Origin of the sequence: Ochrobactrum sp. EDr1-4, from assembly GCF_049199085.1 — a bacterium.
Lineage (GTDB): Bacteria > Pseudomonadota > Alphaproteobacteria > Rhizobiales > Rhizobiaceae > Brucella.
Window position 1 is genome coordinate 44,355 of sequence record NZ_JBLZOF010000009.1, and the last position, 26,318, is coordinate 70,672.

Consider the following 26,318-nt stretch of genomic DNA (forward strand, 5'->3'; position numbering starts at 1 on the left):
TGAAAGTGAAGAACAGCACGGTGTGCCGTGCTGATATTGATATTTCCGGAGGCTGTTAGTCAGTGTGCAGGCGAGAAATTCTCGTCAGGCTGTCTGGGCCATTAATCGATCACGTAATAAGATCATGTCTTTGCATACGTGCTCCAGATCGCTGGCTATGAACCCTTCAGCAAATTGAAAGTTTTCGTTTTCGAGAAGCGACTTGAGTTTACCGCAATAGCGTGCAGTTTCGCCCTCTATCACAAGCCCATTTTTCTGCTCAAATTCGCTATTCCATGCAATCGCATCTTCCTTGGTGATAGCCGCCGGAAGATCAAGAACCAGCTTGTTATTGTCGAGCCGCACGGGATAACCACCGGGTAAACCATCTGGCCCCGGCGCATGGCCTCGCCACGTCGTTTCAGCAGCCAAGGCAAGGATGAGGGTCACCCCGGAGCCACCTGAAATCTCAATTGCAGGTTCGGGTGTCAGTTGGCAATTTTTGAATGTATCGAGTACATTTTCGAGCTTTTTGTCACCGACATACACCAAAGGCGCCTGCGCGCCTGCGCGTTCTTCAGGGGGCTTTCGCCATGCTGCGAGACACTGATAATGAGCGACCACACGCAATGGATCAGACGGTGCGGGCTTGTAAGCACCTTCAAACACATTAGACAAGATGGCCACATTGCCCGTGCCACATAGTACGTCATATCCCATCGCTTTGATGATGCCATTGACCACATCAGGGAATGAGCAATTGATCAACACCGGACGGTTTTTACGGCGTGATATTGCTGCTGCCATACGCGAGGAAATGAGTGCCTGAAATACGGCTGTGGCACTCAATCCCCCTTCAGCGACAAGTTGAGTCCAGCGATTGCCCTTATCAGATATAACGCTCGATGTTTGAATGGATGCAGCCTGCACGACAATACGTGGATCGCATTCTTCTAACAGCCGGTCGCTGGCACCTTCCGCAACCATATCGACTTCGATGGTAGAAAAGCGCGCCGGCGTCGAAAACATTGCTGCGCGTGCGTTACCGGCAGTTTTCAGCCAGTCGAGGCGCATCTTATTTCTGCCAGCAATCACCACGTTCACCGGTGTTTTAGCGGTCGCAGCTATATCCAGAGCAATACGCCCTGCAAACATGCCAGTGCCAGTAATCAGAACATCACAGCTCATATTGCTTTCCCTCTCACTTCTTGCGGTGCCACCCATCGATTTCCCGGATTAACGTCCAGCAAGTGCTTCTGAATTCTCTGACTAGGCGTCCTTGGGAAACGCTCCACAATGGAAATATATTTGGGTCGCTGATGAGGAGCCAGTCGCGTTGAAAGCCAAGACCATATCTCAAACGGATCAGGTGAACTGGATACTCTTGGCTCGATGAAGAGATGGATGTCATATTCTCCAATCTCCGCTTTAACACCGACAAGAGCAGATTCCTCGATATCTGGATGTCGGTTCGCAACACTTTCGACTTCAAAGGCAGAAACATTCTCGCCCTTACAGCGGATTGAATCGCCGGTTCTGCCATGAAAATAGAGATGACCATCTTCATCCCACGAACCAAGATCGCCCGTATAGAAGCCATCAGATTTCAATGCTTTGGCGGTTGCCTCTACATTGCGATAATAGCCTGCGGTGATAGCCCCGGGCAAAGTGGTAGAAACTACAATTTCACCCTTGCCTTCACCACGCCCTAACACCTTACCATTCTGATCAACCAGCCTGACCTCAAAATAGGGCAGTGCCCGCCCTACCGAGCCGACGACATTTTCATCATTGAAGGTCGTCAAAGATGAGCACTCCGTCATGCCGTAACACTCACGGATCTGAACAGCAAAGCGCTCTTCAAACGCGCGCCAGACTGATGCTGCACAGCCACCACCCCAGGCAACGCGGACATTATGGTTCCGGTCGAATTGGCTTTCAGGCTGCTTCAACAGGATCTGAATAATGCCGCCCAGATGGTGAATATGAGTACAGCCAGTTTCGCTAACCTGCTTCCAGAACTGAGACGCACTGAAACGCTCAGCCATAGTAAGCGTTATGTCATGGAACAGAGGGAGCAAAATTACCTGCGCGCCACCAATATGATAGAATGGCTCCCACATAAAAAATTTATCGCCCGGCTTCAAATCCGTACAAAGTGCAACCGAATGGCAGGCAAGCTCCAACATCATATGTGTCACCATGACACCTTTTGCTGGTCCGGTGGTGCCTGATGTAAACATGATGGCAGCAAGATCATGGGGACCCGGTAAATCTACTGCGGGAGCGTCTGACGTATATTCCGGGAACGAAGTATCCGCGACGATTTCTAAAGCCGTGCCGGTAAGTTTTGCGCTACCCCGCAAAACATCAGCAATCTCCGGCTCGCAGAAAGCGAGTTTTGGTTCTGTCGTTTGGAGCACATTATCTAAAGCGCTTCCTACGAGAGCCGGATTAACCGGCACCCAGACAAGGCCACGACGCAGAAGCGAAAATACAAGAGCCAGCGAATATGGACTGTTGGCCATCATCACGACCACACGGTCGCCGGGATTTAGCTCTGCTTGTGCCAGCCGGTGGCCAATCGCTTCAGACGCCTTATAGAGGGCGTCAAAATTGCACAACTGGCCGTTCAAAGTCGCGTAGGTATTTTGCGCACTGTTTCGCGCGCGGTCTAAAAACGACCGCACCAGTCCATGGATATGCATCTTGCATCCTTAGTATTTGCTATCAAAGATGGGAGGTTATCTTTGAATTATCGTTCGAGTTTACGTGCGAGCAACAAGATCACCGTCACTATCAGAAGAACGATGACAGAGACCGCCGCGAGGGTTGGGTTCAATTGCAGGAACATGTCGTCCCACATTTGTTTTGGCAGGGTCGTTTTCAGTCCACCCGATACGAAGATCGCAATCGTCAATTCATCCAGCGATGTTACGAAAGCAAAGAGTGCCGCAGACAAAAGACCGCCCCGTAACAGAGGAATGGTGATCAGCCGCAACACAGTCAACTTGCCCGCTCCCATCGTTTCCGCCGCCTGATTAAGACGCCAGTCGTAGTTTTTGAGAACCGAGCCAATCGTTATAAATGCGTAGGGTAGAGCGAGAAGTGTGTGGCCGATTACAAGGCCCGTATCAGTGGCAACAAGACCAATCTGTGCCATGAGATAGAACAAGCCAACTGCAATCACAATCCTCGGCACGATCATAGGAGCCAGCATCAAACCAAAGATCAGACCATTCAGGCGGGATGAACTACGCGAAAGTGCGAGCGCGGCCAGGCCGCCAAGAACTGTGGCGAAAAATGCTGTGGCGAAGGCGACACCGAAGGAGCGCATTGTTGCACTCATCCAGATTGCAGAATTGAAATATTGTTCAAACCAACGCAGCGAAAATCCGGGAGGAGGAAAGGCAAGATTTCTTCCGGAGGTAAAGCTGAGCGGAATAACAATCAGACCGGGCAACATCAAAAATGCGATCACCAGAACCACATAAATGGTTCGGACCGGACTGCCGCTCGACTTCGACTTGAATACACGATCGAGCGGTCGGAAAATGCGGGCGATAATCGCGAGAAGACCATATCCCAGTTTGCGTAGCAGACTGTTGGACGACATCACCTTTTTGCTTTGTGCACCACTTCCTGACGAAAGGGATGATAGCCCAAAAAGCTTGTTGTACATGACAATAACAATCAGTGCTGCAACGACAAGCATCGTGGCGAGGACCGCTGCAAAAGGCCAGTTAACGATTTCCTGAACTTGGGTAATGATCGCCTGCGCAAGCATAGTTTGCTGACGACCGCCCAAAAAGGCTGGAACGATAAAGAAGCCGAGCGACGTAATGAAGGTCAACAAACCGGCGGCCACCACGCCGGGCATGGAAAGCGGGAAATAAACAAGCCAGAAGCGATCTGAGCGACTTGCGCCCATAGTTGATGCAGCAAGCGTAAGACGACTATCAATTCCCGACATAACCGGGAGCATGGAAAGGACGGCAAGCGGTATCATGGCGTGAACCATGCCAATCAAAACGCCCAACTCATTATACATGAGATTGACAGGACGTTCCGCTGCTCCAGACCCAAGAAGTATCGAATTAAAGACACCGTTTTTACCGAGCAGGATCATCCAGGCAAAGGTTTTGACCAGATAGGATGTCCAGAAGGGTAACAGTACAAGCATCAGCATATTGCCACGCTTGCGATCTTCAAGGCCAGCGAGCCACATCGCGATTGGATAGCCGAACAATACTGAGAACAGTGCCGTCAAAGCCGAAATTTCAAGTGTTATCCCAAGAATTCGCCAGTAGAGCAGACTATCGCCGAGGCGCTGATAATTGATAAGCGAAATGCTTCCCTGACCTTCATCAGTAAAGCTGAGGCCAAGCAATCGAAACATGGGAAGCAGGAAGAAAACGGCAAGAAGAAGCAGAGCCGGAGCCGCAAGCCATATCGGATCGGGTCTCCAGTTTTTAGCCGAGACAGTCGTCATGATACGATCCTCGCGACAGACCGGTTCCAGTACAGGCGAACTGTGTCATTCTTGGAAGGAAGGTTGGTTGCCAGTGGATTATGGCGCACACTGAACTGGCTGCCATCCGAAAGCCTGACCAGCAGGCGGACATCGGAACCTATATAAACAGTGTCGTCCAGAATGCCTTCTAAACTGTCTTGTTCTGCAGATTGGGGCTGTCCGACAAAAACTTGCTCGGGGCGGATAACAAGCGCCAATTCGGATGCTTGTTTGTCACGCGCTGTAAACCGTCCCGTGAAGCTGCCAACAGCGGTTTCGATCATAGCAGTATCTGCACTTGCTGAAACGCGATTGCCTTTAATGATATTGGACTGCCCAATGAAAGACGCTGAGAACACGGTTTCCGGGTTGAGGTAAATCTCGCGTGGTGGTGCAATCTGCTCAATCTGAGCGTGGTTCATCACACAAACACGGTCCGACATGACCAGCGCTTCTTCCTGATCATGGGTAACATAAATGACTGTGGTGCCGAACTCCTGATGCAGCCTGCGGATCTCAAGCTGCATATTTTCACGCAGCGATTTATCCAATGCTCCAAGAGGTTCATCCATCAGAATGATTTTCGGACGATAGACAAAGCAACGTGCCAAGGCAACGCGTTGCTGTTGCCCGCCTGAAAGCTCACGCGGGAAACGATGCCCAAATGCGCCAAGCTCTACTTTGTTCAGCGTGTCGGTAACTTTTTTGCTAATCTCAGACTGGTTCATGCCACGCATTTTCAGCGGAAAAGCGATATTCTCAGAAACAGTCATATGCGGGAACAATGCATAGTGCTGAAACACCATGCCCATACCACGTGCATTGACTGGTCGATGCGTCCAATCTTCGCCTTCGAAAAACATCTTGCCAGTTGTCGGCTCCACCAGACCCGAAATGATCTGAAGAAGCGTGGTTTTTCCCGACCCGGAAGGCCCCAGCAAGGTGAGGAATTCACCATCCATAATGGAGAGCTGCGTGGGTTTCAGCGCTGTGAATTCCCCATAATTTTTGGAGATACCATCAAGCAGAAGTTTCTCAGAGCGGACGTCCTCAGTCATTACTACTCCGTAGTCTGGTATTTCTCTCAAAGCCAAACTGGCATTTGAGCAATGTGCGGAAAGGGTTAAATGGGGGAGCGAACGCTCTCCCACCGAAGGCTCGCTTTAATGCAAGAGCCAACCATTAAAGCGTTCTGTGGCAGCGTTGCGGTGCTCCAGCCAGTAAGGGTCAGAGGCCAGTGTCATCTTGCTCAGGTTCTGCGGAGCTGTTGGGAGGATGGCGGCACGTGCCGGTGCAATGAAATCATATGCCTTCAGATTTGTCGGTCCATAAGCCAGATATTCAGTGAACTTTGCCTGCTGTTTGGCCTGAGCACAGAAGGCGATAAACTTGCGCGCCAAATCGGCTTTAGGACTACCTTTTGGAACAACCCAGCCCTCAATTGAGTATAGCCCCTGGTTCCAGACGATCTCAGCGGGGGTCCCATTATCAATTGCAGCTTGGAAACGAGCGTTCCAACCAGCAATCATATCGACTTCCCCACTTTCCAACAGCTGAGTGGACTGAGCTCCTCCTGTCCACCAAACGTCGATATGGTCCTTAATCTCGTCAAGCTTGCGGAACGCACGGTCAAGATCAAGCGGATAAAGATCTTTCGGGGCGACCCCGTCAGCCATCAGCGCAATTTCCAGCGTGTCCAGTGGGTTTTTCCGCAAAGAACGACGACCCGGAAATTCCTCGACATTCCAGAAATCAGCCCAGTTCGTCGGGGCTTTTGAGAAGGTTTCTTTATTGTAGGCGAGAACCGTTGAATAAACATCCGTGCCAAGCATATTGGAATGTACGGCCTCCGGCATTACATCGACGACATCTGCAGTAGGGATGTCGAGAGGTTCAAGCAATCCATCCCGCTCTAGAATGAGGCGAGCAGAAAGCGTAGAGGTACAAACATCCCAAATATAAGAGCCGGTTTCCACGATTGACTTAAACTGAGCTGTTGGTTCAGCATCGCGTGCAACACTCTGGATTTCGATCCCGGTTTCTGCGGTAAAATCATCGTAAAAAGCCACACGATAGCCTTCTGCAAATGGTCCGCCGGGGTCCGCCACAACAAGACTTTCTTTTGCCCATGCCTGCCGGTTAATCATTGGCAAGGTCAATGCAGCCGCTCCTCCAAGAAGCAGGCCGCGGCGACTGATCTCAAAAGTTGATTTCTTCATATTGTTCCCTCTTATCGTTGAACGAGCGCTTCTATTTCCATTTAAGCTGTCCAACGTGTTAACTTACCCATTGGACTGGCTTTATTCGGAGAACTACAGAGCGCAACGTCTGCTGTATGTTAACCCGCGAAACGGGTCACTCATGCGAATGTGTTACGCCTCCACCTTACGAGCAGCACGTTCCGCGAAGAATTTTTCCATCATGGCTTGCGGCTCGCCGGTCGCGTAGGCATCTTTTTGAATAAGAATGCCAGACTGCATTGCGTCATCGAAGCCCTGTTGAGTAACTTCGGCAATTCGCTTGCGATTAAGGCGCATAGCGACCGGAGGCTTCGAAGCCAAAAGATTGGCAATTTCGAGTGCTTCGCTCTGCACTTTCTCCTGATCAACCAGTCGCGAAATGAGACCGAAGGAATAGGCTTCTTCAGCCTCAAGCATGCGGCCAGTGAGCGTGAGGTCGATGGTGCGAGAAAGCCCAATCATCTCACGCATGATCCAGTTGCCGGTAACTGTTGGGATGCCTGAGTTAATCTCTGGCTGTCCCATTGTTACGCCCGAATGAGCGATGCGCAGATCACATAGAAGAGCAATCTGGAACGCAGAGCCGGCTGCAACGCCATTCAAAGCTGCCACGACTGGCTTGGAAGAATCACGAAACAGCGAATAAAGCGCCTTCCATTCTCCCATCCAGCCTTCAGCACTCGATGCATCAAACGTCTTACTCTCACTCAGGTCCTGACCCGCGCCAAAGGCGCGATCCCCTGCACCTGTAAGGATAACTGCGCGAACATCATTGTCTTGTTCAGCCTCCTTGAGGGCCGCAATGAGCTGGTCGCGCATAGGCTTGTTCCATGCGTTGAGCTTTTCAGGCCTGTTCAGTGTAATGCGACGAACGGATCCTATCGTCTCGGTGAGAATAAAGTTGCTCAACTGCGCCTCCGTTATTGTAATGCAATAATTGTTATTATATAGAAACAAGAGAGATGATCCACGTCAAGGAAAAGTTGCGCCTTCCCTGATTTTTTCGGCAAACAGGAGGTGTAATGCATCGGAAACTTGCTCTATGAATTACTGAATTGAGATTTTGGTTGTCGACATTTGATTGTTGCGTAAGGGGAAAGGCTGAAAGCGATGGAAAACAGCCCAAAAAAGACAGATCCGTTAATGGTGCAATCTGTGGCGAAGGCTTTTAATATACTTCGTGCTTTTGATCGCTATGACCCTGCTATGACCTTGTCGCAAATCGCGCAGAAGGCCAACATAGATATTAGTACTGCACAAAGGTTCGCCCATACATTACATCAGCTTGGCTATTTGAATAAACACCCGCAGAATCGTCAATATGAGCTTTCAATTAAGGCTCTAGACCTAGCATACCACTTTATCGGAAGCTCAAAGCTTGTTGATAGAGCGATGCCTATATTGCAACATCTGAGCAAGCAGACTGAAGAAACTGTAAATCTTACGGTACTGGATGGTACAGAAATCGTATTCGTAACGCGTTTTTTGAGCAGACACTTACTCAATACTGATGTTATTATTGGATCTCGACTCCCGGCATTTTGTACAGCCCCTGGAAGAGCAATACTATCTCGCCTCCCTCGTGAAAAAGTAACGCAGATAATTAATAGTTCTGACTTGCGTAGCTTTACACGAGACACCACGACCGATCCAGAGCGCATTATGGCCATGATCGCTGAGGCCCGCGCAGCTGGTTTTGCTACAGCTTATGAAGAGATTTATCACGCTGATGCGTCAATCGCGGCTCCGATCACGCATCCTAATGGCGACGTTTTAGGCGCAGTCAGTGTTGCTGTGACGCTTGCGCGTTACAAACGGGAAGACGTACCTGAAAAGTTTGCCAATCTTGTCATTGCAGCTGCCCACTCAATGTCGGTGAGTTAATATTCGCATTGCCCAGCGCATTTTGATTGACAATTGGGGAAAATTAAACTTACCATTATAAGATAATAGTTATTGCATAACAATAATGGGGAACATAATGGACGGAGGTCAATTCCTTCCTATAAGCTCAGGCATAACGCCGGACTTCGTTATTTATTACGATGACCACTCCATTCCCGCTTATCGCGGAGAGACCGTGATAGCGGCTTTGTTACGGCAGCAGAAAAGCCTTTCATTCTCAGAGTTTGATGGAGCACCGAGAGCCGGTTTTTGCCTGATGGGAGCATGTCAGGACTGTTCTGTCTGGACATACTATGGTGAACGCTTACGCGCCTGCCGCGCAACTGTGGAGGAGGGGCAAAAGCTCCTCAGCCGTGCGCCACTGCTTGGATTTCCGGTATGACATCAAAGGATTTTGACTTGCCGCCGGTCATTATCGGGGCAGGCCCGGCAGGGCTTGAAGCCGCCAGGACATTTGTTGCGGCTGGCATTCAACCGATCATCCTCGAGGAAACTAATTTCCCAGGCGGTCAGGGTACACGTCGGCTTCATCCGCGGATCGAAGAACATGGTCAAAAGATATTTGGCCGCAATGCGTACCGAAAAATCTTGTTGCGTCAGAAAGATGAAGACGCCGTTCTTTCCCGCTGTGATTATCGCTCTGGCACCATGGCATGGGCTATTTACAACAATAGAGTTTCCACGATCTCTGATCGTTATCAGAGTGAAATTCCTTATCAGCAATTATTGATTGCTATCGGTGCAACTGACCGCATTATGGCAGTTGAAGGGTGGCAACTCGGGGGAATTTACTCTCTCGGCGGTGCGCAGGTCGCACTGAAAACCCATGGCAGTTCGATTGGAAAAAAGATCGTATTTGCCGGCTCTTCCCCACTTCTTTACCTTGCCGCTGCACAATATTTGCGCCTCGGTTTTAATAAAATTACGATCCTGGATACGACCGTTCAAAGCGCCAAGTACAAAGCTGCGTTTCATATGGCGCGCTATTCTTTGAGAACCTTGTTTGATGGATTACGGCTTATCAGCGAACTTAAATTATGGGGCGTCAAAATCATAAATGGCGCTCATTTAAATAAGTTTGAAGGCAATGATCACGTGGAAGCCGTCAACTATACAGACAGGAATGGCACCAAACATCGGCTGGAAGCTGATGCGGCTGCGTTTGGTTTTGGTCTGAGATCAGAAACCCAGCTGGCCGAACTTGCAGGAGCAAAGATCGGGTTTGACCCACATTTCCGGCAATGGTTTCCTATAATTTCAGAAAGTGGCCAGGCGCATGACGATCTTTGGCTGGCTGGCGATTGTGCCGCAATTGGCGGAGCAGAAGCTGCGGCAGCGTCTGGTCGGTTGGCCGCGCTATCTATGCTGAAACAACGAGGATCATTGACCGAGCAAACCGCCTTAGCCGCTCTACAGAAAAAAGTTAACCGGCTTCGGAATTTTCAGCGTGCTATGACGACAGCCTTCCAGTGGCCGCACGATAATGCCTCATCATTGGCAGACGAGACTTATGTCTGCCGTTGCGAGAGAGTAACGGCTGGTGAGATAAGACAGGCGGTGAAATTCGACATTGCCCATACTGAAGTCAATCGTATCAAAGCGATTACGCGGTGCGGCATGGGACGATGCCAAGGTCGCTATTGTAACCAGACTTTGCAGGAGCTCGCAATCTGTACTTCCGGCAAATCGCCAGAGTTCATTGGTAGACTAAGAGCACAAGCTCCATTTCGCCCAATTCCGGTTGGTCCGTCTGACCAGAAAACGTGTGAGCAGGAAAAGGCAAATGGATAGCAAGCATGACACCATTGTCGTTGGTGGCGGCCTTTTCGGGGTCTGCACAGCCTATTTTCTTGCGAAAGCTGGCCAGAACGTCCTCCTGCTTGAAAGCAATTATATTGGGGCGGCCTCCAGCGGCGCTAACTTTGGTGGCTTACGCTTACAAGGACGCGCACTTACACAATATCCACTATCATTATTAGCGCAGCAATATTGGGAGAACTTCGAACAAGAGTTCGGCTCCAACTGTGAGTATGAACAAAATGGAATGATCTATTTTGCTCACAATGAGAAAAGCCGGGAAAAGCTTTTTCATTATGCCAGCAATTCTCATCAGTGTGGTCTTGCGGTTGAAATATGGGAAGGCGAAGCTTTGCGCAAAAACCTGCCCTGGCTGAGCAAAGATGCGCTTGTTGCATCCTATTCGCCGGCCTGCGCCGTAGCTAATCCGCGCCTTGCGACCCCCGCCATTGCCCATGCGTTTAAAAAGCGCGGGGGGAGGATAATTGAAAACTGCCAGATAACTCAGATCCAGAAACGCCTCACAGACTTTAAAGTGACCAGCGTCGATGGACGAAAGTTCTTCTCTGATGTCGTCGTCAACGCAGCCGGTGGCTGGGCCGATAAAATTGCTGAGAGCTTTGGTGAAATAGTGCCACTCTTTCGAGCAGGCCCGCCACAGTTTGTGACAGAACCCCTGCCCTATGTTCTGAAACCGTCCGTCTACAGTATTGACGGCGATCTGATTATCAGACAAATTTCGCGTGGAAATTTCATTTTTGCGGGCTACCCGCGCACCATGTCTAATGACGATGGTAAACACACATTCGTTCCGCCCACGAAAACCCTCAACGGAACGCATGCAATTAGGCAATATATTCCAGCGTTAAGCAATGCAGAAATTATTCGCGTATGGTCAGGCGTAGAGGCCTATTTGCCAGACATGCTCCCGATAATCGGCGCATCTGAAACAACGCTGGGACTCTATCACGCGTTCGGTGGCAGTGGCGGCGGATTTCAGATTGGTCCAGCTGTAGGCGTTTGCCTTACCAATCTGATCCTTGGACGTTCTACTCCTGTTGCGATTAAGCCATACAGCATCTCTCGTTTCAAAACTCATGTCAAAGTCAGTGACAAAATGCTTTCTGAATTTGATAGCGTTTCCCCCTCAAGTGCCCATCATTCTGGGTGAGGTCCCCGAGATAGATGATTAGGAGTCAATAAAGGGCTCGACCCGCCCTTTGTAAGTGAAGGTAGCTTCGATTCAAGATTGCCAGTCAATATTACCGGTTCAAGCTCACGTATCACCGCTGTGTTGCCGGAAACTTTGAAGCCAAGCTATCCCTAACCGGACTGTTTAAGTTCATAAAGCGCTTTCGCCTGAGGTGAGAACCACCTTAGAGCTAAACTTGATGGGAAGGCTTCTACCATTTGAGGGAGTCAGTGTTTTTGCATCGACACGTTTGAAATCCTGAACCTCAGCATCGTTGCATATGGGTTCAAACTCGCATGGAAGAACGAGATCATACGAGACAAGCAATTCCCGATGCATTCCTTGTGGACTAAAATAGATGCATGGGGTTCGGCCTCGTTGCGTAAGACCGGACATGAGCTCTGCTGGAATGCCAGCCTCTTCCCATCCCTCTTTAACAGCCGTTTCAAGAGTACTTACATTGCTCGCCTTACCGCCCGCCACCAACGTATCCCAATGTCCCGGCGCGGCATTCGCGGTATCGGAACGCTGAGAAAGCCAGATTTGGGAATTGCTGCTTTCATATGTCGTGAGGATGCCGTTCACATGAACTTTCGTTGCCCACAGCCCCAAAATTCGCAAAGCACTACGGTCGATTGTGGCGACAGGCTCAGCGTCACAATGATAAAGAACGTCCATCACCTCATTGCGGTGCTCAACGATTAATCCCTCTGACCATAAAGCATCCCTAACTTTTTCAAGTGCAGCAGTGAAGTCACTCATTTGCTCGTGTTGCCCCTTCAACTCTAGGCGCATACCATCATCCAAAAACAGCCCCATACGGACCAAAAACTTGGCAACCGAATATGGCACATATCCCAGACACTGGGTGCCCGATGGAAGATACCACTCACGAAATGCTTCGTTGGCAAAGGATGGTTTAGAATAGGGCTTGATCATTGGTTTTTTGAGCATTTTTCTAAGTGAAGAATCAGGGACGGAACAGAAGTGCATGCGCTGGATCAATATCAAGACTGATAACTGTTCCGGCTGCATGGCGTTCATTCAAAATAAACGCTGCAATCGTTGCATTGCCGAGGTCCACTTCTACGCGCCACTTCCCCCCTTCAAACAGGCTTTGCAGCACCTTACCGTGTAGCCGCAATCGACCCTGCTCTCCCAGCGCGCTGACATTAACGGCCGTTGCTTCAGGGCGAAGCATAAGGACGATGTCGCCACGATACTCGCTTTTCACGTCTACGCTTGCTGGTAGGATTAGCTCTTGAGACCCAGCTCTGATTACGAGCATACCGTCATTCTTTGCACCAACGACCTGTGCAGCAATCCGATTGTCATAACCCGCAAGGCCCGCAATCCATTTCGACTGCGGTTTGGAGAACAATTCCTGCGGATCGCCGATTTGTTCGATACGCCCTTGTTTCAACACGACAAGAATATCGGCGAAGCTGCTGGCTTCCAACGGATCATGTGTGACGTAAAGCACCGTCTTGCCAAGATCACGAAATAAGCGCGCGAATTCTCGGCGCATCTCGAGACGCAGTTGCACATCCAGATTAGAAAGCGGCTCATCGAATAGAAGGAGGCTCGGATCGGTCGCAAGAGCGCGGGCAATTGCAACGCGTTGCTGTTGCCCACCTGAGATTTGCGAAGGAAGACGCCTGGCCAGATGTGCGATTTGCATGGTATGCAGAAGGTCATCAACACGTTTTGCGCGCGCTTCCTTCGCATGCCGATTCAACCCATAGCCGATGATGCGTTCGACGCTCATATGCGGCCAAAGCGCATAATCCTGAAAAACCATATTGAGTCCACGCCGCTGCGGCTCAAGTACTTTTGCCGGCGTTGATATTGCTTTCCCACGTAAGCGTATTTCGCCTGCATCAGGACGATCAAGCCCAGCGACGAGCCGCAGGATCGAAGACTTCCCGCAACCAGAGGGTCCAACGAGGCAGGCGACCTTGCCTTCCGGGATAGTCAGAGACAAATCGTCAAGGACCGTGTTTTTCCCGTAATGACGGGAGATATTCATTATCTCAAGCATGTCATGTCCTCGGAGCAGATATCAGCCTGCGCAAAGTGGAAAGCGTCAGTGTGCGCACGACAAAGATTATGATGATCGTCGCCGAACCCGCGATAAGCGTAGCGGCCGTCGCTGCACCAAAAAGCCCCTGTTCAAACGCACGGTTGACATGCACAGGCAGAACATCAAGGCGTGGTGGACGCAAGATTGAGTTGATAGCAAGATCGAACACGGCTGAGCCAAAAGCAGTCAGGGTCGCGGATAAAAGAGCTGCGGCGATCAGCGGAAGAACAATCGTAACGATGCGTCTGCCAAGGCCGGCACCTTGCAACGCCGCAGCTGACAGCATCGATGCGGGAACCTGTGCCATAGCACCCAACAGAACACGAATAGCAATTGGGACCGATCCTGCAATGCCCGCCAGCACCAATATCGATGGCTTTCCGTAGAGTGAAATATTAAAGTCGCTTAGAATTGGCGCATTCCAGACGAAGATATAACCAATGCCCAATACAACGCCGGGTACTGCGAGACTTAACGTGCATGTTACGTCGATCAACTTGTTGAACCGGAAATCCGAAAAGATCAGCACATAAGATGCGGCCGCAGCAAGAATGGCACTTCCAATAGCCGCGATAGCAGCAATTTGCAGCGAGTTGCGCAATGCTGTCAGAAAAGCTCCGCTCGTGTTCAAGACGTAGCGATAATGATCAAGCGTCAGGTTTTCAAAATTGAACCCAGCACTCACGCGCTGCGTGAACGAGACAAGAACACTGGAACCTATAGGTATAATCAGCAGCAGAAATATCGCTGCCAATGCGGCTCCGTTTAGAAACAGGCTCGGTGTCGTTTTGTCATTCTGGAAAAGCTGTGCCTTGCCACCAAGGAAGTCATAACGTCGACGGCGCACCAGGAGCAGATAAGCAAGAACTGCCACCAGCATAATGGCTGTGACGTAGAAAGCAAGAATGCCCGCAAGATCAAAGCGGATCGGCGATTGATTGATTGCTACATAAATTGCGTAGGTGAGCGTTGGAAAACGATATGTGGTGGCAAGGGCAGCTGGCAGACCAAAATCGCCCAGAACGTCAATAAATATCAGTACGGCCCCTGATAAAACAGCAGGCAACAGCATTGGAATGCTGATCGTTGTGAGCACACGGAATGGAGAGGCACCGCAAAGACGTGCCGCATGCGTGAAATCATCCATCTTCCATTGCAGGGCTGCGAGCACCGTCAGATACGCATAAGGACTTGCCTTAACACTCATGATGAAGACCAGCCCCCACGGACTGAAAAGTGCAGTTGGTATGAAGTCCAATCCCAACCAAGAAACGGCAATACCTCCACGACTACCGAATAGGCTCCATCCCTGCGCCAAAATGAAAGAGGGCAGGATAATAACAGCCCAGGCTGCAATATCGAGCATCCACCCAAATCGAAGTGCCGGTGACTGGCGTAAAATCCCAAGCAGCGTGCCCAACAGACAGCCAAAAAAAGCCGAAGCACAGGCAAGGAACAGCGAATTCTGGAGCGCCGTGCGCCACAGTGGTCGACTGAACACTTCAGCCAAACCACTCAAGCTGAAATGCGTTGATTGTGAATGAAATAAGCCGGGCAAAAATGCCTGTATCAGCACGGTGCCAAGTGGTCCCAGCACCAAAATGAACAACGCCAGCACGACGAGCATACCCATCACATCTTCGGCTTTAACTTCCGGGATCAGACGCGAGCGGACAGTCGTCCGCTCGCCATTTTGTCCTGAGACAAAAACGTCGGTCATAATGTTCTCTTAATTAACAGCAGGATTTGTCCCGTTTCCGCTCGATCAGTTCACTGCGCGGTCAGCAAACCACGTCTTGATCTCAGCTTCATGCTCAACGGCATAGTCATCAGGTGCAACGCGATAAACCAGTCCCTCTGCAGGACCATCTGCGCGACGCGGCGCATTTTTAACTGTAGGCTCGAAAAGACCATCTGAATCAGCTGCCTCTTGCAGATAGCCCTGAGTTTCAGGCTTTAACAGCCACTCGACAAAGTCCTGTGCTGCTTCAGGTCGCTGCGTCTTTGCCTGAATGCCTACTCCCCGGATAACCCCAGGTGCACCTTCCTGCGGCCACACGATTTCAACCGGTGCTTCACTGGATGCTTTCAGGGTGTAAGCAACCTGCGACGTAATCATCGCAACCGAGATTTCACCTGCTGTTAACGCGCGACCTACCGGACCATTGGTGCGGAAAACGCGCATGCCATTGTCAAAGAAATTGGTGAAAAGACCTTCTGCCTTTTCCTTGCCCATTGAATGGAAGAACTCAGCAACACACGGATAGGCAGGTGCCGCAACGGCTGGGTCTGCCATTCCGAACATACCCTTGAAACGCGGATCCGCAAGGTCAGCATAATTAACTGGTGGCTGTTTGACGAGATCCGGACGATAGACCATCACGCAGGATGCGGCCATCCCGATTGGAAACCAGGAGCGGTTTTCCGGCATATGCTTAGCGCCGATCTCATTCAAATTGCTGATATTGGATGGCGAAACATCGCGCTTCAATAAGCCTTGCTGATCCAGACTATGGAAACTGTAAGACCCGTTATAGATCAAAACGTCCCATTGCGGGTTATTCGCTTCTGCAGCGATACGCGCGAGGATTTCACCGCCGCTCATTTGTACGACATCGATTTGACGGCCACTGTCGGCCTCAAAGCGATCCGTGATCACGCCTTCAAAATCGTTGGTATAAAGGACCAGAGAGCCCTGCGCATCATCAGCAACGGCAACGAGAGGAATGCCAGCTGTCGCCATTGCGGCAATACCCAGGGCTTTAAAGGAAGGGAGCATTGTAAAGTCGCTTTCCACCGGTTCAGTTTCAGGATTTGTTGAAGCCGGCCTGTCCGGTTCAGACAGGGTGTTGCTAAAGGATGCATATGACAGTCCTGTAACAATACATCTGGTATCGGCTGGAACTGCTGGTTCCAAATTTGGAACCACCGAATACAACGGTTTGTCGCGGATCACGCTATCCCTGATCATCTCCCCGACAGTATCGGCAACATATCGCAGCGTCTTGCTCATCAAACGGCGGGATGGGGTTAAGAGGCTGAACGTAACGTCAGGCCCAATCCAACCCGGCAGAACGGAAGTTAACAAGCCGCGGCGAACGCTTTCCCGTACAGCGAATTCTGGCAAGATTGCCAGGCCGTGCCCTGCGATGGCGAGTTGTGTCAGGCAAGTTGCGTCGGTTGTCACCAGACTGGGTTTTTGCGACAGTACAACGCTCTTTTCATATGCATCTTTGAATATGAATGTTGTTTCTTCGGGATCACGTCCGTAACTGAATAAGCGGTGACGCAGTTTAAGAATGCCCCCTTCCACATGGAGCGGAGCTATCCTCAGATTGGGAGAACCTACAATAAGAAGGGGATTGCGACATATACGCCTTTGAACAAACGCATTATCACGCAATTGCCAGGAGTGAGCGACGATATGGAGATCACTGAAGCTTGATGAGCCTTCCATTGCCCGATCAGAAACGTCTATTGTCAGTAATAGGTTTTGAAATGGATCTTCTATATAAGACCAGGATCGGAAAATAAGTTCTCCGATAAGTGGAGAAACGCTGAGCGAAACATTGCCTGCAATCTGCACTTTTTTGTCATCGACAACATTTTCTGCAAGTTGAGTGATCTCCAACATCGACTTGCCGATAGCATAGAGCTCTTTCCCAAGTTCGGTCAGGCGAAACTCTTCGCTGTTGCGAATAACAAGCTGCCCTTTGACATGATCTTCCAGAGCCGAAAGTCGCCTGCTCATCGTTGATTTGGGGAGGTTAAAAAGACGTCCCGCTTTAACAATGCCCTGTTGATCAGCAATCCCTACGAAAAGCCGCAGGTCGTTCAAATCCAGCATGTGACCTCGAAAATGTCTAAGAACGAAGCCGTTGTGCTAGAACGTTTTCGTCACAGTTTTTTGACAGTTTTCTAACTATGTTGGTTTTAGTCCGCCACTTTAAAGCGTTTTATTCATGCGATCCAAACTTGGAAGCGCCCTCGAATTTGATCGCAAGTATTGAAGCATTCGCAGATATAAGGGCTAATCTGCGAATGCGCCTATTTACGTTATCGCTTTACGGATATGCGCTGAAATCCACTCTGAGATGACAACAGTCAAAAGAATGACAAGGAAAATTGTCGTGACCTGTGGCCATGCCAACATGCTCAATGACGACTGAAGTTTGAGCCCTAACCCGCCGGCACCAACCAGACCTAATATTGCGGACTCCCGAATATTAATATCCCAACGAAACACAGTAATGCCCAGGAATGACCGCAACACCTGAGGCACAATTGCATAGTCGATCACTTGCAATCTGCTCGCGCCGGTGGCCGAAACCGCTTCGACCTGACTTTGATCCACCTCTTCAATGGCCTCATAGAGAAGCTTACCAACAAAGCCAATCGACCGCAGTGCAATCGAAAAGATACCGGCCAGCAATCCTGGTCCAAGAATGGCGACCAGTAACAGTGCCCAGATCAATGAATTGATGGAACGTGATGCAACAATCAAAAACAGCGCAGCGGGTCTTAAGAAAAGCAATTGGAACAGCGAGCGGAGTTCCCGCAGCAGTACCAAGCGTTGCCATATTCAGCGTATCCCACAATGGAACCAGCAATTCAGCCAGATAGGAAAGACGCGTCGGAAAAGCGCGCGATAAAATATCCGCCCCTTGGCGTGGCGCGTCAGAGACAAAAGCCCAGATCGTGTCTTTGGTCATGCCCAAATCGATCTTGATCTCTGGACAGATCATCAGACTATTTTTGGTTTGCAGTATCTTTCAGACAATCTAGTGACGGATAAGACCTCCGCCACTGTCATGACCGGATTTGGACCATTTCCTATCAGAACGAATTCAGCGTCCCGGGATAAGGCGCATATCGATACGTTCTCTGCCCATGCACAAGACACATGGGATGTGACAGAAGATCTGAAGTTTATTTCGGGATTACGTCTCAGTCATATCCGTACTGCACTTGATGACAGCTCAGATATGATACGGGCGGAATTTAAGCCCCAGAATGACACGCGATTGTTGTCGTCCTTCGGTGTGACCTGGGCCGGACTAGACCCCGTCACGGTGCGCGCCAGCTATTCTGAAGGTTACATTACGCCTACATTGCTGCAATTATTCAGCTCAACGACGGCTGGCGGTCAGGGTACAATCTTTGGCAATCCTGAACTTGAATCGGAGACCGCGCGTAATTTCGAGATCGGGGCGCGTTACGAAGACCGCGGTCTGACATTTGATTTGGGGGCTTTCTATACAAAGTCGAAGGATTACATCACCACGACGCCCTGCCTCACCGTTACAGATTATTGCCTGAACACCGGAACATCGTCTGTCTACATCAATGCTGACCGGGCTTCGTCATATGGTCTTGAGTTTCTTGCATCATACGAACTGGCAGCGACTGGATTTACGCCTTATTTCGGCGGAAGCTGGATGCGACGTGAACTGGAATACGCAACGTTTTCGACTTACAACAGCGACACCCCACCGCTCTCCGGTCGCTTAGGCGTACGTTATGAGGGAGAAGTGCAGAAGCATCCGTTCTGGACTGATCTTTATATGCGTGGCGCTACGTCTAACAAGCAGACTTATCTGGATACGAGCGGACTCGTGACTGAAAATCTTCCATCATGGGCGACATTGAATTTTGCTTTCGGCGGCAGCTTTGGTGAAAACGAGCAACTTACCTTCGCTGTGAATGTCAACAATATTTTCAACAAGGAATACCGCCCGACATTTGGCGAGCTCCCCGGAGTGGGCCGCAGCATCGACATAAGCGCACGCGTGAAGTTTTAGAATGTCTTTGAATAACCGTGTTTGTTTCAAATCCGCGAATGTAGCATAGGCTTTTGGAGCAAGATGTGCGTAAGACGGCAAACCAGAGCATCTCCAGCGATTTAATCTACGCTGAGAACGCTCTGGCGGGCTTAAGCTGGTTGGTCAAGAAAGACAGATGTTTAACTGACGAATTATAGAAATGTTACCGAAGAAATATTTGGTGCATTCAATGTAAAATATTCGCCATCTTGTCGTCGGGCGAAAACCCACATATCAGGTTGATTAAAAAGCGTGGTCTTGATGTCCTGCTCGTTCATGAGGTTGAATGCTGTCGCCCAGGCATCCGCTCGCGCCGCGTCATTGTTCACAACTGTTAAATATTGATAGAGCGAGGCTGAATAGCCTGTTTTTGGATTGAGAAGATGGTTGAACTTTCCAGTATCGTCAAACTGGAAACCCGAAAAGCTCGACGTCGCAAGCCCCTGATCGGCAATATCGATAGAGGCTTCTATTTTTGATCCCGCTTCGAGCTGCGAAATACCAATTTGCCAGGGCTTTCCGTCAGGTTGATGACCAATGACGCGATATTCTCCCATATCCACAAGAGCATGTTCGACACCACCTGCCTTGAGCAAAGTTGTAATACGGTCGGTGATATAGCCCTGCGCAATTCCGTTGAGCGTTAATGCCATCGATGATTTTGTAAAGGCGATCCGGTTGTCGTCGAACCGGACATGATCAAAACCAACTTTCGTCAGTGCATCATCCCAATCTCCACGCGATGGCCCGCCGGGTTCGGGATCAGGTTGCGAGAAATGTTTCTTCAGGCAGTTCCAAAGCGGTTGTACTGTCGGATCAAAAAGCCCGCCACTTTGTTGCCAACACTCACGGCAAATTTTGAGAAGTTCGATAAGTTCTGGCGAAGGCGATGCCAGCGCACCAGCGCGATTAAGACGTGAAAGCTCGCTGTCTGGCCGATAGAGACTGAAAATATCCTCAAGGCGCGCAGCCTCGTAAGCGCTGGCGCGAACCAACCGCTCTGCCGTATTGCGGTCTGGATGATAGGCCATGATTTTTGCAGGTGCACCCAATGCCTGCCCCTGCCATGTCACAGGATCTATCAACGTCGAAGCGACGGCCAAACGCGGAAGAGCACTAAGCGCTGTGAAGGCAACCCCGCCAATGAGCAGATGACGACGCGTAATAGTCATAGACACCTCCCTTCAATGCGCATGAGTTGTATCAGCGTCTTTATTGAGAGCCGTCTGATCGCCCAGCACATAGGCTTGAGGCATTTCAGCGAAGCGGACGATCCGACCACCTTGTTGTGCGACGAATTTATCCGCAGCCTCCTGTGTCGAAAATGGAACCGCTTCATGTGCGCCCATGCCGCCCACCGCTTTACTTTCAATGACATAGAAAGCTTCACGCGCATTCACCCAGTTTTCCGCGCCGGGTTCTTCCCAGTTTGGAGCTTTGGCCATGTCGGAAACATAAATCGCGCCGATGCTTTTGGGTTCTTCCGGCAGCATGGTGAAGGCAATTGTGTCACGCGCAGACGAAAACCACACTGGCTCGTTGGCTGGTGAAAGAATGATCTGACCTTTTGGCCCGGGATGCTCAAGAACATTCATGCCACAATAGCGGCCCATCGCTTGATCCGTGAGCGCAAATGGAGGAATTATCTGCGTCGTTTCCTCTTGTGAGCAACCCGCAAGGACCATGAAAAATGCGGCGGGGATCAGAAGCAGAGACTTTTTCATAGCTCTTTCCTTGAGAAAATCAGCATTGAAAATACGAGTGGCAGCACGGTCCACAATCCGAGTGTCAACGTCATAATGAGCGGTCCAAGCGTTGCATTGCCGGCCACACCGCCCATGCCTGTTAGTGCACCGGCCTGACCTGAGCCAAAATTCAGCAGACGATAAGAGTCGGCCGGATTAATAACGAGAAGCGTGTTGAGGATGCCCGTTCCAATCATCTTTCCCTGATCGAAAACCAGAAGTGCGAGCAAAGCTGCATCGTAGATCAGCACAAAGAAAAGCCAGACGCCAATGGCAATACCGGCTGCGGTGCTGCGCTCGCGTACAAGTGTACTTGCCAGAAAACCAATAGCGATGAAAACGGCACCGAGCAGTATTGATGATCCGATGAAGGTTGCAAAAGCTAGCCAGCTTTCGGCATTGGTTGCCGAGCCGCCAGCCAACAAAGCAAGTGCAGCAATGCCATAACCAAAGAAAGTCGCGAAGGCGAGAATGGCGAGTTGCCCGCAGAACTTGCCCAGAACCACCTGCGCACGGCTCAAGGGATAACTTAGCAAAAGCAGCATCGTTCCCCGCTCCATCTCACCGACAATCGCATCATGTGAAATGAGCAATGCAATAAGCGGAATGAGAAAGATCGTCAGACTGGATAGGCTGACAATAACCACATCCATCTGGCTCGCACCGACGGAGCCGCCTGTTGGTGCGCTGCCCAGAAATGTCATGCTGAGTGCCAAAGCTGCCAAAAGAAGCGTGGTCGCCAATACCCAGCGATTGCGAAGCCCTTCCTGTATTTCCTTGAATGCGATGATGGCGATGTTGTTCATTCTGCCGCCTCCTTTGCCGACGCATCACCTGCATTCAGAAAATGCGCATAAAGCTCATCAAGTGTGGGCAGGACCACATCGAGTTCCGTCAGATCGTTATTGTTTGCGATAATATGTCGGACAAGCTCCATCTTGCCGTCTGCAGGCGCTTCGGTTTCAAAAAGCCCTGTATTGAGTTGATGCCACTTGAGTTCAATTTGTCTGCATCTGTCGGGAAGCTGCGGTGTATTCTCTGCCTGCACCCGGATACGCAGAGGCAATTGCGAGATCCGGCGCAATGCTTCGATTGATCCGTCGGCGATGATATTGCCCTTGTTGGCAATGATTACACGCCCAACTTTGCTTTCGAGTTCTGTCAGCGCATGCGATGACATTAGGATCGTTGTGCCTTTCTGCCGCAAATGTTCGAGAATGTCGTAAAAACTCTGGCGCAATGCGGGGTCTAGTCCGGTTGTTGGTTCATCAAGCAGCAGCACCGATGGCTGGCCTAAAAGCGCTTGAGCCAGTCCCAGTCGCTGACGCATCCCCTTGGAGTAAGTCCCTACCCGTCGTTTGGATGCATCCGCCAGACCTACGCGATCAAGCAATCCGGAAATCTGGCTTCCTGATACATTTTTGAGCCTTGCATAAAATTTGAGTGTCTCGGCGCCCGTCAGCGCCATATTGAAGTTGACATGTTCTGGGAGATAGCCAAGCTTCAGGCGAGCGGCAAAAGCTCCGGCTGCGGGATCGTCACCCAAAACCCGGATGTTGCCTTTTGTCGGGCGAATAAGACCAAGCATCAGTTTGATCATTGTGGTTTTGCCAGCGCCGTTATGACCAACGAGGGCGATAGTCTCGCCCGCATTGAGCTGGAAACTCGCATTTCTTATGGCGTCGAAATTGCCATAGGTTTTCGTGACACGATCAAGAATGACGGTCTCAGTCATTGTGGTTTCCTTCCGTCACTATTGGCTTCGATAAAGGGTGGCTTCATAAGGGGATGGTTATCCACAACACCGCCCGGCAGGAGCGCAGGAAACTGTGTTTGCGCCCAGCGGATCGTCTGTACGGCAGGGCTGTTGATCAGAATCTTGGCCTGTGGTGAGGTCCATAATACCTGGTCGATCAGATCATTCGGGCGATAGGGATTATCGGCAATGCCATCGCCATTGAGATCAAATGCGGGATTGTCGCTCCAATAATTGCCACGCCCTTCATGTGACCAGTCGAGATTGCGTGTGCCGACATATTTGACCTGATTGCGATTGTTGATGAAAGCATTGCCAGTCATGGTATTGCCTTCAGAACCGGCAGTGAAGTGAATGCCGATGCTGCAATTTTCAAAACTGTTATCGGTGAATTTGTTTTTGTTTGCGTTATAGATGAACACGCATTTTTCCGGTCCAAGGCGCATGGTTTCGCCTGCTCGCGCCACTTGCTGGTCTTCGTTAGGAAGACCGTGCTCGGCTTTCTGCACGCCGGCATCAAGCCAGCGATCAATAGCCTGCATCCTCCCAATCACCTGATTGCCGGAAACCACCGAACTATTGGCATAGTTGAGCAGCAACCCATGATCACGATCACCGTCAGAGATGTTGTTCATCACCTTGAGGCGATTGGTGTACATGATGGCAAAACCAACCGAATTATTGCGCGAGATGTTGCCGATGACTTCGCTGCGGTCGGTATACATGTAATGCACGGCAAAGCGCACGTCTTCCATGAGGTTATTCTGGAAGACATTGTTCTTGCTGGCATTTGTGTAAATACCGTCGCGGCCATAACGGATTGTATTGCCGATAACCTTTGCGCCCGGTGCATTCCAGATGGAAATACCGCTTCCGGTCTGGCTCATGCGCACGCCGCGTTGCCCGATGACTTCATTATCCTGAGCGATGGAGTTGGCGGCTCCATGCAGATATATGCCGTAAAGATTGTCGATCAGACGATTGTTTTCAACACGCGCGCCCGTTGCAGTACGGGCAACGAAAATGCCGGAATTCAGCTCTGACATATTGCGGCCCGAACCGCGCACCTCAATGCCGTGCACAACAACATCCGGCGCATTCACAAGGATCGCATTGCCTGTGCCTTGTCCGTCTATGACCGCACCCGGCTCGCCGATCAGCTCGATATGCTGATCGATTACGACAGCCCCTTTGTGGATGCCTTTGCCAAGCCGGACGACATCGCCCGGCTCAGCCTTATTGATGGCCGCCTGCACACTTTCTCCTGCGGCCACATCGATTTTTGCCGCCATGACGGTAGAACAAAACCCAAGTGACAGGATGGTTGTCATACATAAAGAAAGCGGCAAACGGGGGATCGTCATGGTGTTTAGCTCTTCTTCGGTTCGACGAGCATACGGCCCTTCATTTCCATGTGCATGGCATGGCAGAACCACGAGCAGTAGTACCACCAGACACCCGGCTTATTGGCCACGAAGGTAACCGACGCGGTGGCCTGTGGTGCCACTTCCATGTTGATGCCGTAATTGATGATGGAAAAGCCGTGTGTCAGATCGTCGATTTCATCGATATTGGTGATGTAGACGGTGACTTCATCGCCCTGCTGGACGGTGAATTCCTCCAGCCCGAAAGCAGGAGCGGCAGAGGTCATGTAAACACGAACCTTGTTGCCATCACGGATGACTTCGGAATCGATCATCAGATCGACGCCGTCGGCCTCCGCCTGTTTAACCGCATCGGCAAAAAATGGATCCTCTCGGCTCCAGAGGTTAACTGGGTTGATCTTGGAGCGATGAACAATCGTTGCGTCATGCGGTTCTGCGAAGCTTGGACCATCATGGACAATCTCCATGGTTTCACCGGAAATATCGATCAGCTGATCGTTTTCGGGTTTGAGTGGGCCGACATTGAGATAGCGATCTTTCGAGAATTTATTGAGCGAAATCAGCCATTGGCCATCGGCATCCTTCGTCTGTCCCATTGATGTGTGGTTGTGGCCGGGCTGATAATGAACATCAAGCTTCTGACGGATCGGATCGACCTTCTCGCCTGCAAAGGCGCGCTTTGCATCTTCGATGTTCCATTTGCAGATCTGGCTGTCGATGAACAGCGTTGTATAGGCATTGCCCTTGCCATCATATGCGGTATGCAACGGCCCAAGGCCAAGTTCAGGTTCTGCGACAACCGCAGCGCGAGGCTCGATTTTGTCGTTGAAGAGATCATCGAACTTTCTGACGTCGAACACTGTAACGGTTGGCGACAATTTGCCATTGGCGACAATATGAATGCCGTCAGGAGCCGTATTGATACCATGCGGGCTGTTTGGTACCGGGATGTAACGGGTGAAGCGGGAGCCATGCCGGCCGTCCACAACGGGCACGCCATTCATTTCCTTGAATTCGCCCTTTGCGACGGCGTCTTCAATGCGCTTCAAGTCAAAGACAACAAGCCAATCCTGCTCGCTGCTCATCATCTCGGCAAGCGTTACGCCCTCTTCTGAGTTGTAGCAGGTCGCGAAAGCATATTTGCCCTGATAATCGCAATCGACATTGTCAAGATTGCCGTCAACCATCACCTGCCACGCAACCTTCATCGTATCACCATCAACGGCGGTGAAAATCGCATGATATTGTTTGGTATCTGTGAGATTGGTCCCGTTGTTTGGAATGGGCACACGGTCTTCACCGTTACAGAACACATAACCTGTGCGCGGGTATTTTTGCACACGCAAGCCATGAACCGTATGCTGGTTTGGCAACTGGATAATCTTATCGCATTTCATCACATCCAGACGAATGCGACAGACGCGCGTGTTGGCTTTGTCATTGGCATAGAGATAGCGGCCATCATATGTGCCATCGGTGAATGACAGATGGGGGTGATGCAAATCACCATTCTGGAACACGCCGCCGCGGTCTTTCATGAATTCGCGGTCTTCCGGCAACATACCGTCACGGATGATCTTCAAGCTTTCATTGGTCTGTCCCCAGCCCGTCGCACTGTCGCGATTAAAGACCGGGATACGCATCAGTTCGCGCATCGAAGGCAATCCGACAATGCGTACTTCGCCCGTCTGGCCGCTGGAGAAGAAGACGTAATATTCGTCAAGCTCACCGGGCTTGACCTCAACGCGGGCTGCGTGTCCGCTGCCAGCTGCAAGTGCTGGTGTGCTTGTTCCGGCAAGAAGAGCACCACCGATGCCACTCGCGCCTGCGGCTGCTACGAATGCTGATGTACCCAGCAATTGCCGCCTGTTGAAACGGGATTTTGAGATTTCTTCAGTCAT

Annotated in this window: 21 protein-coding genes and 1 pseudogene; 5 read left to right on the forward strand and 17 right to left on the reverse strand. The window is 50.6% G+C overall.

Going from position 1 to position 26,318, the window contains the following annotated elements; translation table 11 throughout:
• Positions 1-84: 84 nt before the first annotated feature.
• The 6 genes from ACOZHT_RS20430 to ACOZHT_RS20455 form a co-directional block, all read right to left on the reverse strand.
• Positions 85-1,167 carry a hypothetical protein gene (locus ACOZHT_RS20430; protein WP_421566423.1) on the reverse strand — a complete coding sequence of 361 codons (1,083 nt, stop codon included), beginning with the start codon at positions 1,165-1,167 and terminating at the stop codon, positions 85-87.
• Positions 1,164-2,687, reverse strand: a complete 1,524-nt coding sequence (locus tag ACOZHT_RS20435) for a class I adenylate-forming enzyme family protein (protein ID WP_421566424.1) — start codon at positions 2,685-2,687, stop codon at positions 1,164-1,166. Before ACOZHT_RS20435 ends, ACOZHT_RS20430 begins: the two co-directional genes overlap by 4 nt.
• Positions 2,688-2,734: 47 nt before the next feature.
• Complete coding sequence (locus ACOZHT_RS20440) at positions 2,735-4,471, reverse strand: ABC transporter permease subunit (RefSeq protein ID WP_421566425.1); 1,737 nt, start codon at positions 4,469-4,471, stop codon at positions 2,735-2,737.
• Positions 4,468-5,550, reverse strand: a complete 1,083-nt coding sequence (locus tag ACOZHT_RS20445; protein WP_421566426.1) for an ABC transporter ATP-binding protein — start codon at positions 5,548-5,550, stop codon at positions 4,468-4,470. Before ACOZHT_RS20445 ends, ACOZHT_RS20440 begins: the two co-directional genes overlap by 4 nt.
• A 105-nt stretch (positions 5,551-5,655) precedes the next feature.
• A complete protein-coding gene (locus ACOZHT_RS20450; protein WP_421566427.1) occupies positions 5,656-6,711 on the reverse strand; it encodes an ABC transporter substrate-binding protein in 1,056 nt (351 codons plus the stop codon).
• A gap of 153 nt (positions 6,712-6,864) precedes the next feature.
• Positions 6,865-7,641, reverse strand: coding sequence for an enoyl-CoA hydratase/isomerase family protein (locus ACOZHT_RS20455; protein ID WP_421566428.1), 777 nt, complete (start codon positions 7,639-7,641; stop codon positions 6,865-6,867).
• Between the two features lie 201 nt (positions 7,642-7,842).
• Between ACOZHT_RS20455 and ACOZHT_RS20460 the strand changes: the two genes are divergently transcribed.
• The 4 genes from ACOZHT_RS20460 to ACOZHT_RS20475 all read left to right on the forward strand — a co-directional run bounded on the left by ACOZHT_RS20460 (position 7,843) and on the right by ACOZHT_RS20475 (position 11,605).
• Positions 7,843-8,616, forward strand: coding sequence for an IclR family transcriptional regulator (locus ACOZHT_RS20460; RefSeq protein WP_421566429.1), 774 nt, complete (start codon positions 7,843-7,845; stop codon positions 8,614-8,616).
• A gap of 97 nt (positions 8,617-8,713) precedes the next feature.
• Positions 8,714-9,019, forward strand: coding sequence for a (2Fe-2S)-binding protein (locus ACOZHT_RS20465; protein WP_421566430.1), 306 nt, complete (start codon positions 8,714-8,716; stop codon positions 9,017-9,019).
• Positions 9,016-10,428, forward strand: coding sequence for an FAD-dependent oxidoreductase (locus ACOZHT_RS20470; protein WP_421566431.1), 1,413 nt, complete (start codon positions 9,016-9,018; stop codon positions 10,426-10,428). The genes ACOZHT_RS20465 and ACOZHT_RS20470 overlap by 4 nt, the downstream gene beginning before the upstream one ends.
• Positions 10,421-11,605, forward strand: coding sequence for an NAD(P)/FAD-dependent oxidoreductase (locus tag ACOZHT_RS20475; protein ID WP_421566432.1), 1,185 nt, complete (start codon positions 10,421-10,423; stop codon positions 11,603-11,605). The genes ACOZHT_RS20470 and ACOZHT_RS20475 overlap by 8 nt, the downstream gene beginning before the upstream one ends.
• Positions 11,606-11,776: 171 nt before the next feature.
• Here the strand turns inward: ACOZHT_RS20475 and ACOZHT_RS20480 are convergent, their stop codons facing one another.
• From ACOZHT_RS20480 to phnE, 5 genes and pseudogenes are all read right to left on the reverse strand, one after another.
• Positions 11,777-12,661, reverse strand: a complete 885-nt coding sequence (locus tag ACOZHT_RS20480) for a DUF4743 domain-containing protein (RefSeq protein ID WP_421566433.1) — start codon at positions 12,659-12,661, stop codon at positions 11,777-11,779.
• The gene (locus tag ACOZHT_RS20485) at positions 12,597-13,667 is read right to left on the reverse strand and encodes an ABC transporter ATP-binding protein (protein ID WP_421566434.1); all 1,071 of its coding nucleotides are present in this window, start codon (positions 13,665-13,667) and stop codon (positions 12,597-12,599) included. The genes ACOZHT_RS20480 and ACOZHT_RS20485 overlap by 65 nt, the downstream gene beginning before the upstream one ends.
• 1 nt (position 13,668) lies before the next feature.
• Positions 13,669-15,429: an ABC transporter permease gene (locus ACOZHT_RS20490; protein ID WP_421566435.1), complete on the reverse strand. Its 1,761-nt coding sequence runs from the start codon at positions 15,427-15,429 to the stop codon at positions 13,669-13,671.
• Between the two features lie 45 nt (positions 15,430-15,474).
• Positions 15,475-17,556: an extracellular solute-binding protein gene (locus ACOZHT_RS20495; protein WP_421566436.1), complete on the reverse strand. Its 2,082-nt coding sequence runs from the start codon at positions 17,554-17,556 to the stop codon at positions 15,475-15,477.
• Positions 17,557-17,760: 204 nt separating this feature from the next.
• Positions 17,761-18,454 (reverse strand): annotated as a pseudogene (gene phnE, locus ACOZHT_RS20500) (phosphonate ABC transporter, permease protein PhnE).
• 15 nt (positions 18,455-18,469) lie between these two features.
• Here phnE and ACOZHT_RS20505 point away from each other — a divergent pair.
• Positions 18,470-19,510, forward strand: coding sequence for a TonB-dependent receptor (locus tag ACOZHT_RS20505; RefSeq protein WP_421566437.1), 1,041 nt, complete (start codon positions 18,470-18,472; stop codon positions 19,508-19,510).
• A gap of 173 nt (positions 19,511-19,683) precedes the next feature.
• On the opposite strand, the gene ACOZHT_RS20510 is transcribed toward ACOZHT_RS20505, so the two are convergent.
• The 6 genes from ACOZHT_RS20510 to nosZ are packed head-to-tail and all read right to left on the reverse strand — an operon-like array spanning position 19,684 to position 26,318.
• Entirely contained in the window at positions 19,684-20,703 is a 1,020-nt protein-coding gene (locus ACOZHT_RS20510) for an FAD:protein FMN transferase (RefSeq protein WP_421566438.1), read from the reverse strand.
• A gap of 12 nt (positions 20,704-20,715) precedes the next feature.
• A complete protein-coding gene (locus ACOZHT_RS20515) occupies positions 20,716-21,255 on the reverse strand; it encodes a nitrous oxide reductase accessory protein NosL (RefSeq protein WP_421566439.1) in 540 nt (179 codons plus the stop codon).
• Positions 21,252-22,082: an ABC transporter permease subunit gene (locus tag ACOZHT_RS20520; RefSeq protein ID WP_421566440.1), complete on the reverse strand. Its 831-nt coding sequence runs from the start codon at positions 22,080-22,082 to the stop codon at positions 21,252-21,254. The genes ACOZHT_RS20515 and ACOZHT_RS20520 overlap by 4 nt, the downstream gene beginning before the upstream one ends.
• A complete protein-coding gene (locus ACOZHT_RS20525; protein ID WP_421566441.1) occupies positions 22,079-23,011 on the reverse strand; it encodes an ABC transporter ATP-binding protein in 933 nt (310 codons plus the stop codon). Before ACOZHT_RS20525 ends, ACOZHT_RS20520 begins: the two co-directional genes overlap by 4 nt.
• Positions 23,008-24,396: a nitrous oxide reductase family maturation protein NosD gene (locus ACOZHT_RS20530; RefSeq protein ID WP_421566442.1), complete on the reverse strand. Its 1,389-nt coding sequence runs from the start codon at positions 24,394-24,396 to the stop codon at positions 23,008-23,010. The genes ACOZHT_RS20525 and ACOZHT_RS20530 overlap by 4 nt, the downstream gene beginning before the upstream one ends.
• A gap of 5 nt (positions 24,397-24,401) precedes the next feature.
• Positions 24,402-26,318: a TAT-dependent nitrous-oxide reductase gene (gene nosZ / locus ACOZHT_RS20535; protein ID WP_421566443.1), complete on the reverse strand. Its 1,917-nt coding sequence runs from the start codon at positions 26,316-26,318 to the stop codon at positions 24,402-24,404.

Excerpts from the sequence above, each read along its gene's own strand:
- ACOZHT_RS20430 (WP_421566423.1), bottom strand. The coding sequence starts at position 1,167 with ATGAGCTGTGATGTTCTGATTACTGGCACTGGCATGTTTGCAGGGCGT.
- ACOZHT_RS20435 (WP_421566424.1), bottom strand. The coding sequence starts at position 2,687 with ATGCATATCCATGGACTGGTGCGGTCGTTTTTAGACCGCGCGCGAAAC.
- ACOZHT_RS20440 (WP_421566425.1), bottom strand. The coding sequence starts at position 4,471 with ATGACGACTGTCTCGGCTAAAAACTGGAGACCCGATCCGATATGGCTT.
- ACOZHT_RS20445 (WP_421566426.1), bottom strand. The coding sequence starts at position 5,550 with ATGACTGAGGACGTCCGCTCTGAGAAACTTCTGCTTGATGGTATCTCC.
- ACOZHT_RS20450 (WP_421566427.1), bottom strand. The coding sequence starts at position 6,711 with ATGAAGAAATCAACTTTTGAGATCAGTCGCCGCGGCCTGCTTCTTGGA.
- ACOZHT_RS20460 (WP_421566429.1), top strand. The coding sequence starts at position 7,843 with ATGGAAAACAGCCCAAAAAAGACAGATCCGTTAATGGTGCAATCTGTG.
- ACOZHT_RS20465 (WP_421566430.1), top strand. The coding sequence starts at position 8,714 with ATGGACGGAGGTCAATTCCTTCCTATAAGCTCAGGCATAACGCCGGAC.
- ACOZHT_RS20470 (WP_421566431.1), top strand. The coding sequence starts at position 9,016 with ATGACATCAAAGGATTTTGACTTGCCGCCGGTCATTATCGGGGCAGGC.
- ACOZHT_RS20475 (WP_421566432.1), top strand. The coding sequence starts at position 10,421 with ATGGATAGCAAGCATGACACCATTGTCGTTGGTGGCGGCCTTTTCGGG.
- ACOZHT_RS20480 (WP_421566433.1), bottom strand. The coding sequence starts at position 12,661 with ATGCAGCCGGAACAGTTATCAGTCTTGATATTGATCCAGCGCATGCAC.
- ACOZHT_RS20485 (WP_421566434.1), bottom strand. The coding sequence starts at position 13,667 with ATGCTTGAGATAATGAATATCTCCCGTCATTACGGGAAAAACACGGTC.
- ACOZHT_RS20490 (WP_421566435.1), bottom strand. The coding sequence starts at position 15,429 with ATGACCGACGTTTTTGTCTCAGGACAAAATGGCGAGCGGACGACTGTC.
- ACOZHT_RS20495 (WP_421566436.1), bottom strand. The coding sequence starts at position 17,556 with ATGCTGGATTTGAACGACCTGCGGCTTTTCGTAGGGATTGCTGATCAA.
- ACOZHT_RS20510 (WP_421566438.1), bottom strand. The coding sequence starts at position 20,703 with ATGACTATTACGCGTCGTCATCTGCTCATTGGCGGGGTTGCCTTCACA.
- ACOZHT_RS20515 (WP_421566439.1), bottom strand. The coding sequence starts at position 21,255 with ATGAAAAAGTCTCTGCTTCTGATCCCCGCCGCATTTTTCATGGTCCTT.
- ACOZHT_RS20520 (WP_421566440.1), bottom strand. The coding sequence starts at position 22,082 with ATGAACAACATCGCCATCATCGCATTCAAGGAAATACAGGAAGGGCTT.
- ACOZHT_RS20525 (WP_421566441.1), bottom strand. The coding sequence starts at position 23,011 with ATGACTGAGACCGTCATTCTTGATCGTGTCACGAAAACCTATGGCAAT.
- ACOZHT_RS20530 (WP_421566442.1), bottom strand. The coding sequence starts at position 24,396 with ATGACGATCCCCCGTTTGCCGCTTTCTTTATGTATGACAACCATCCTG.
- nosZ (WP_421566443.1), bottom strand. The coding sequence starts at position 26,318 with ATGACTGAAGAAATCTCAAAATCCCGTTTCAACAGGCGGCAATTGCTG.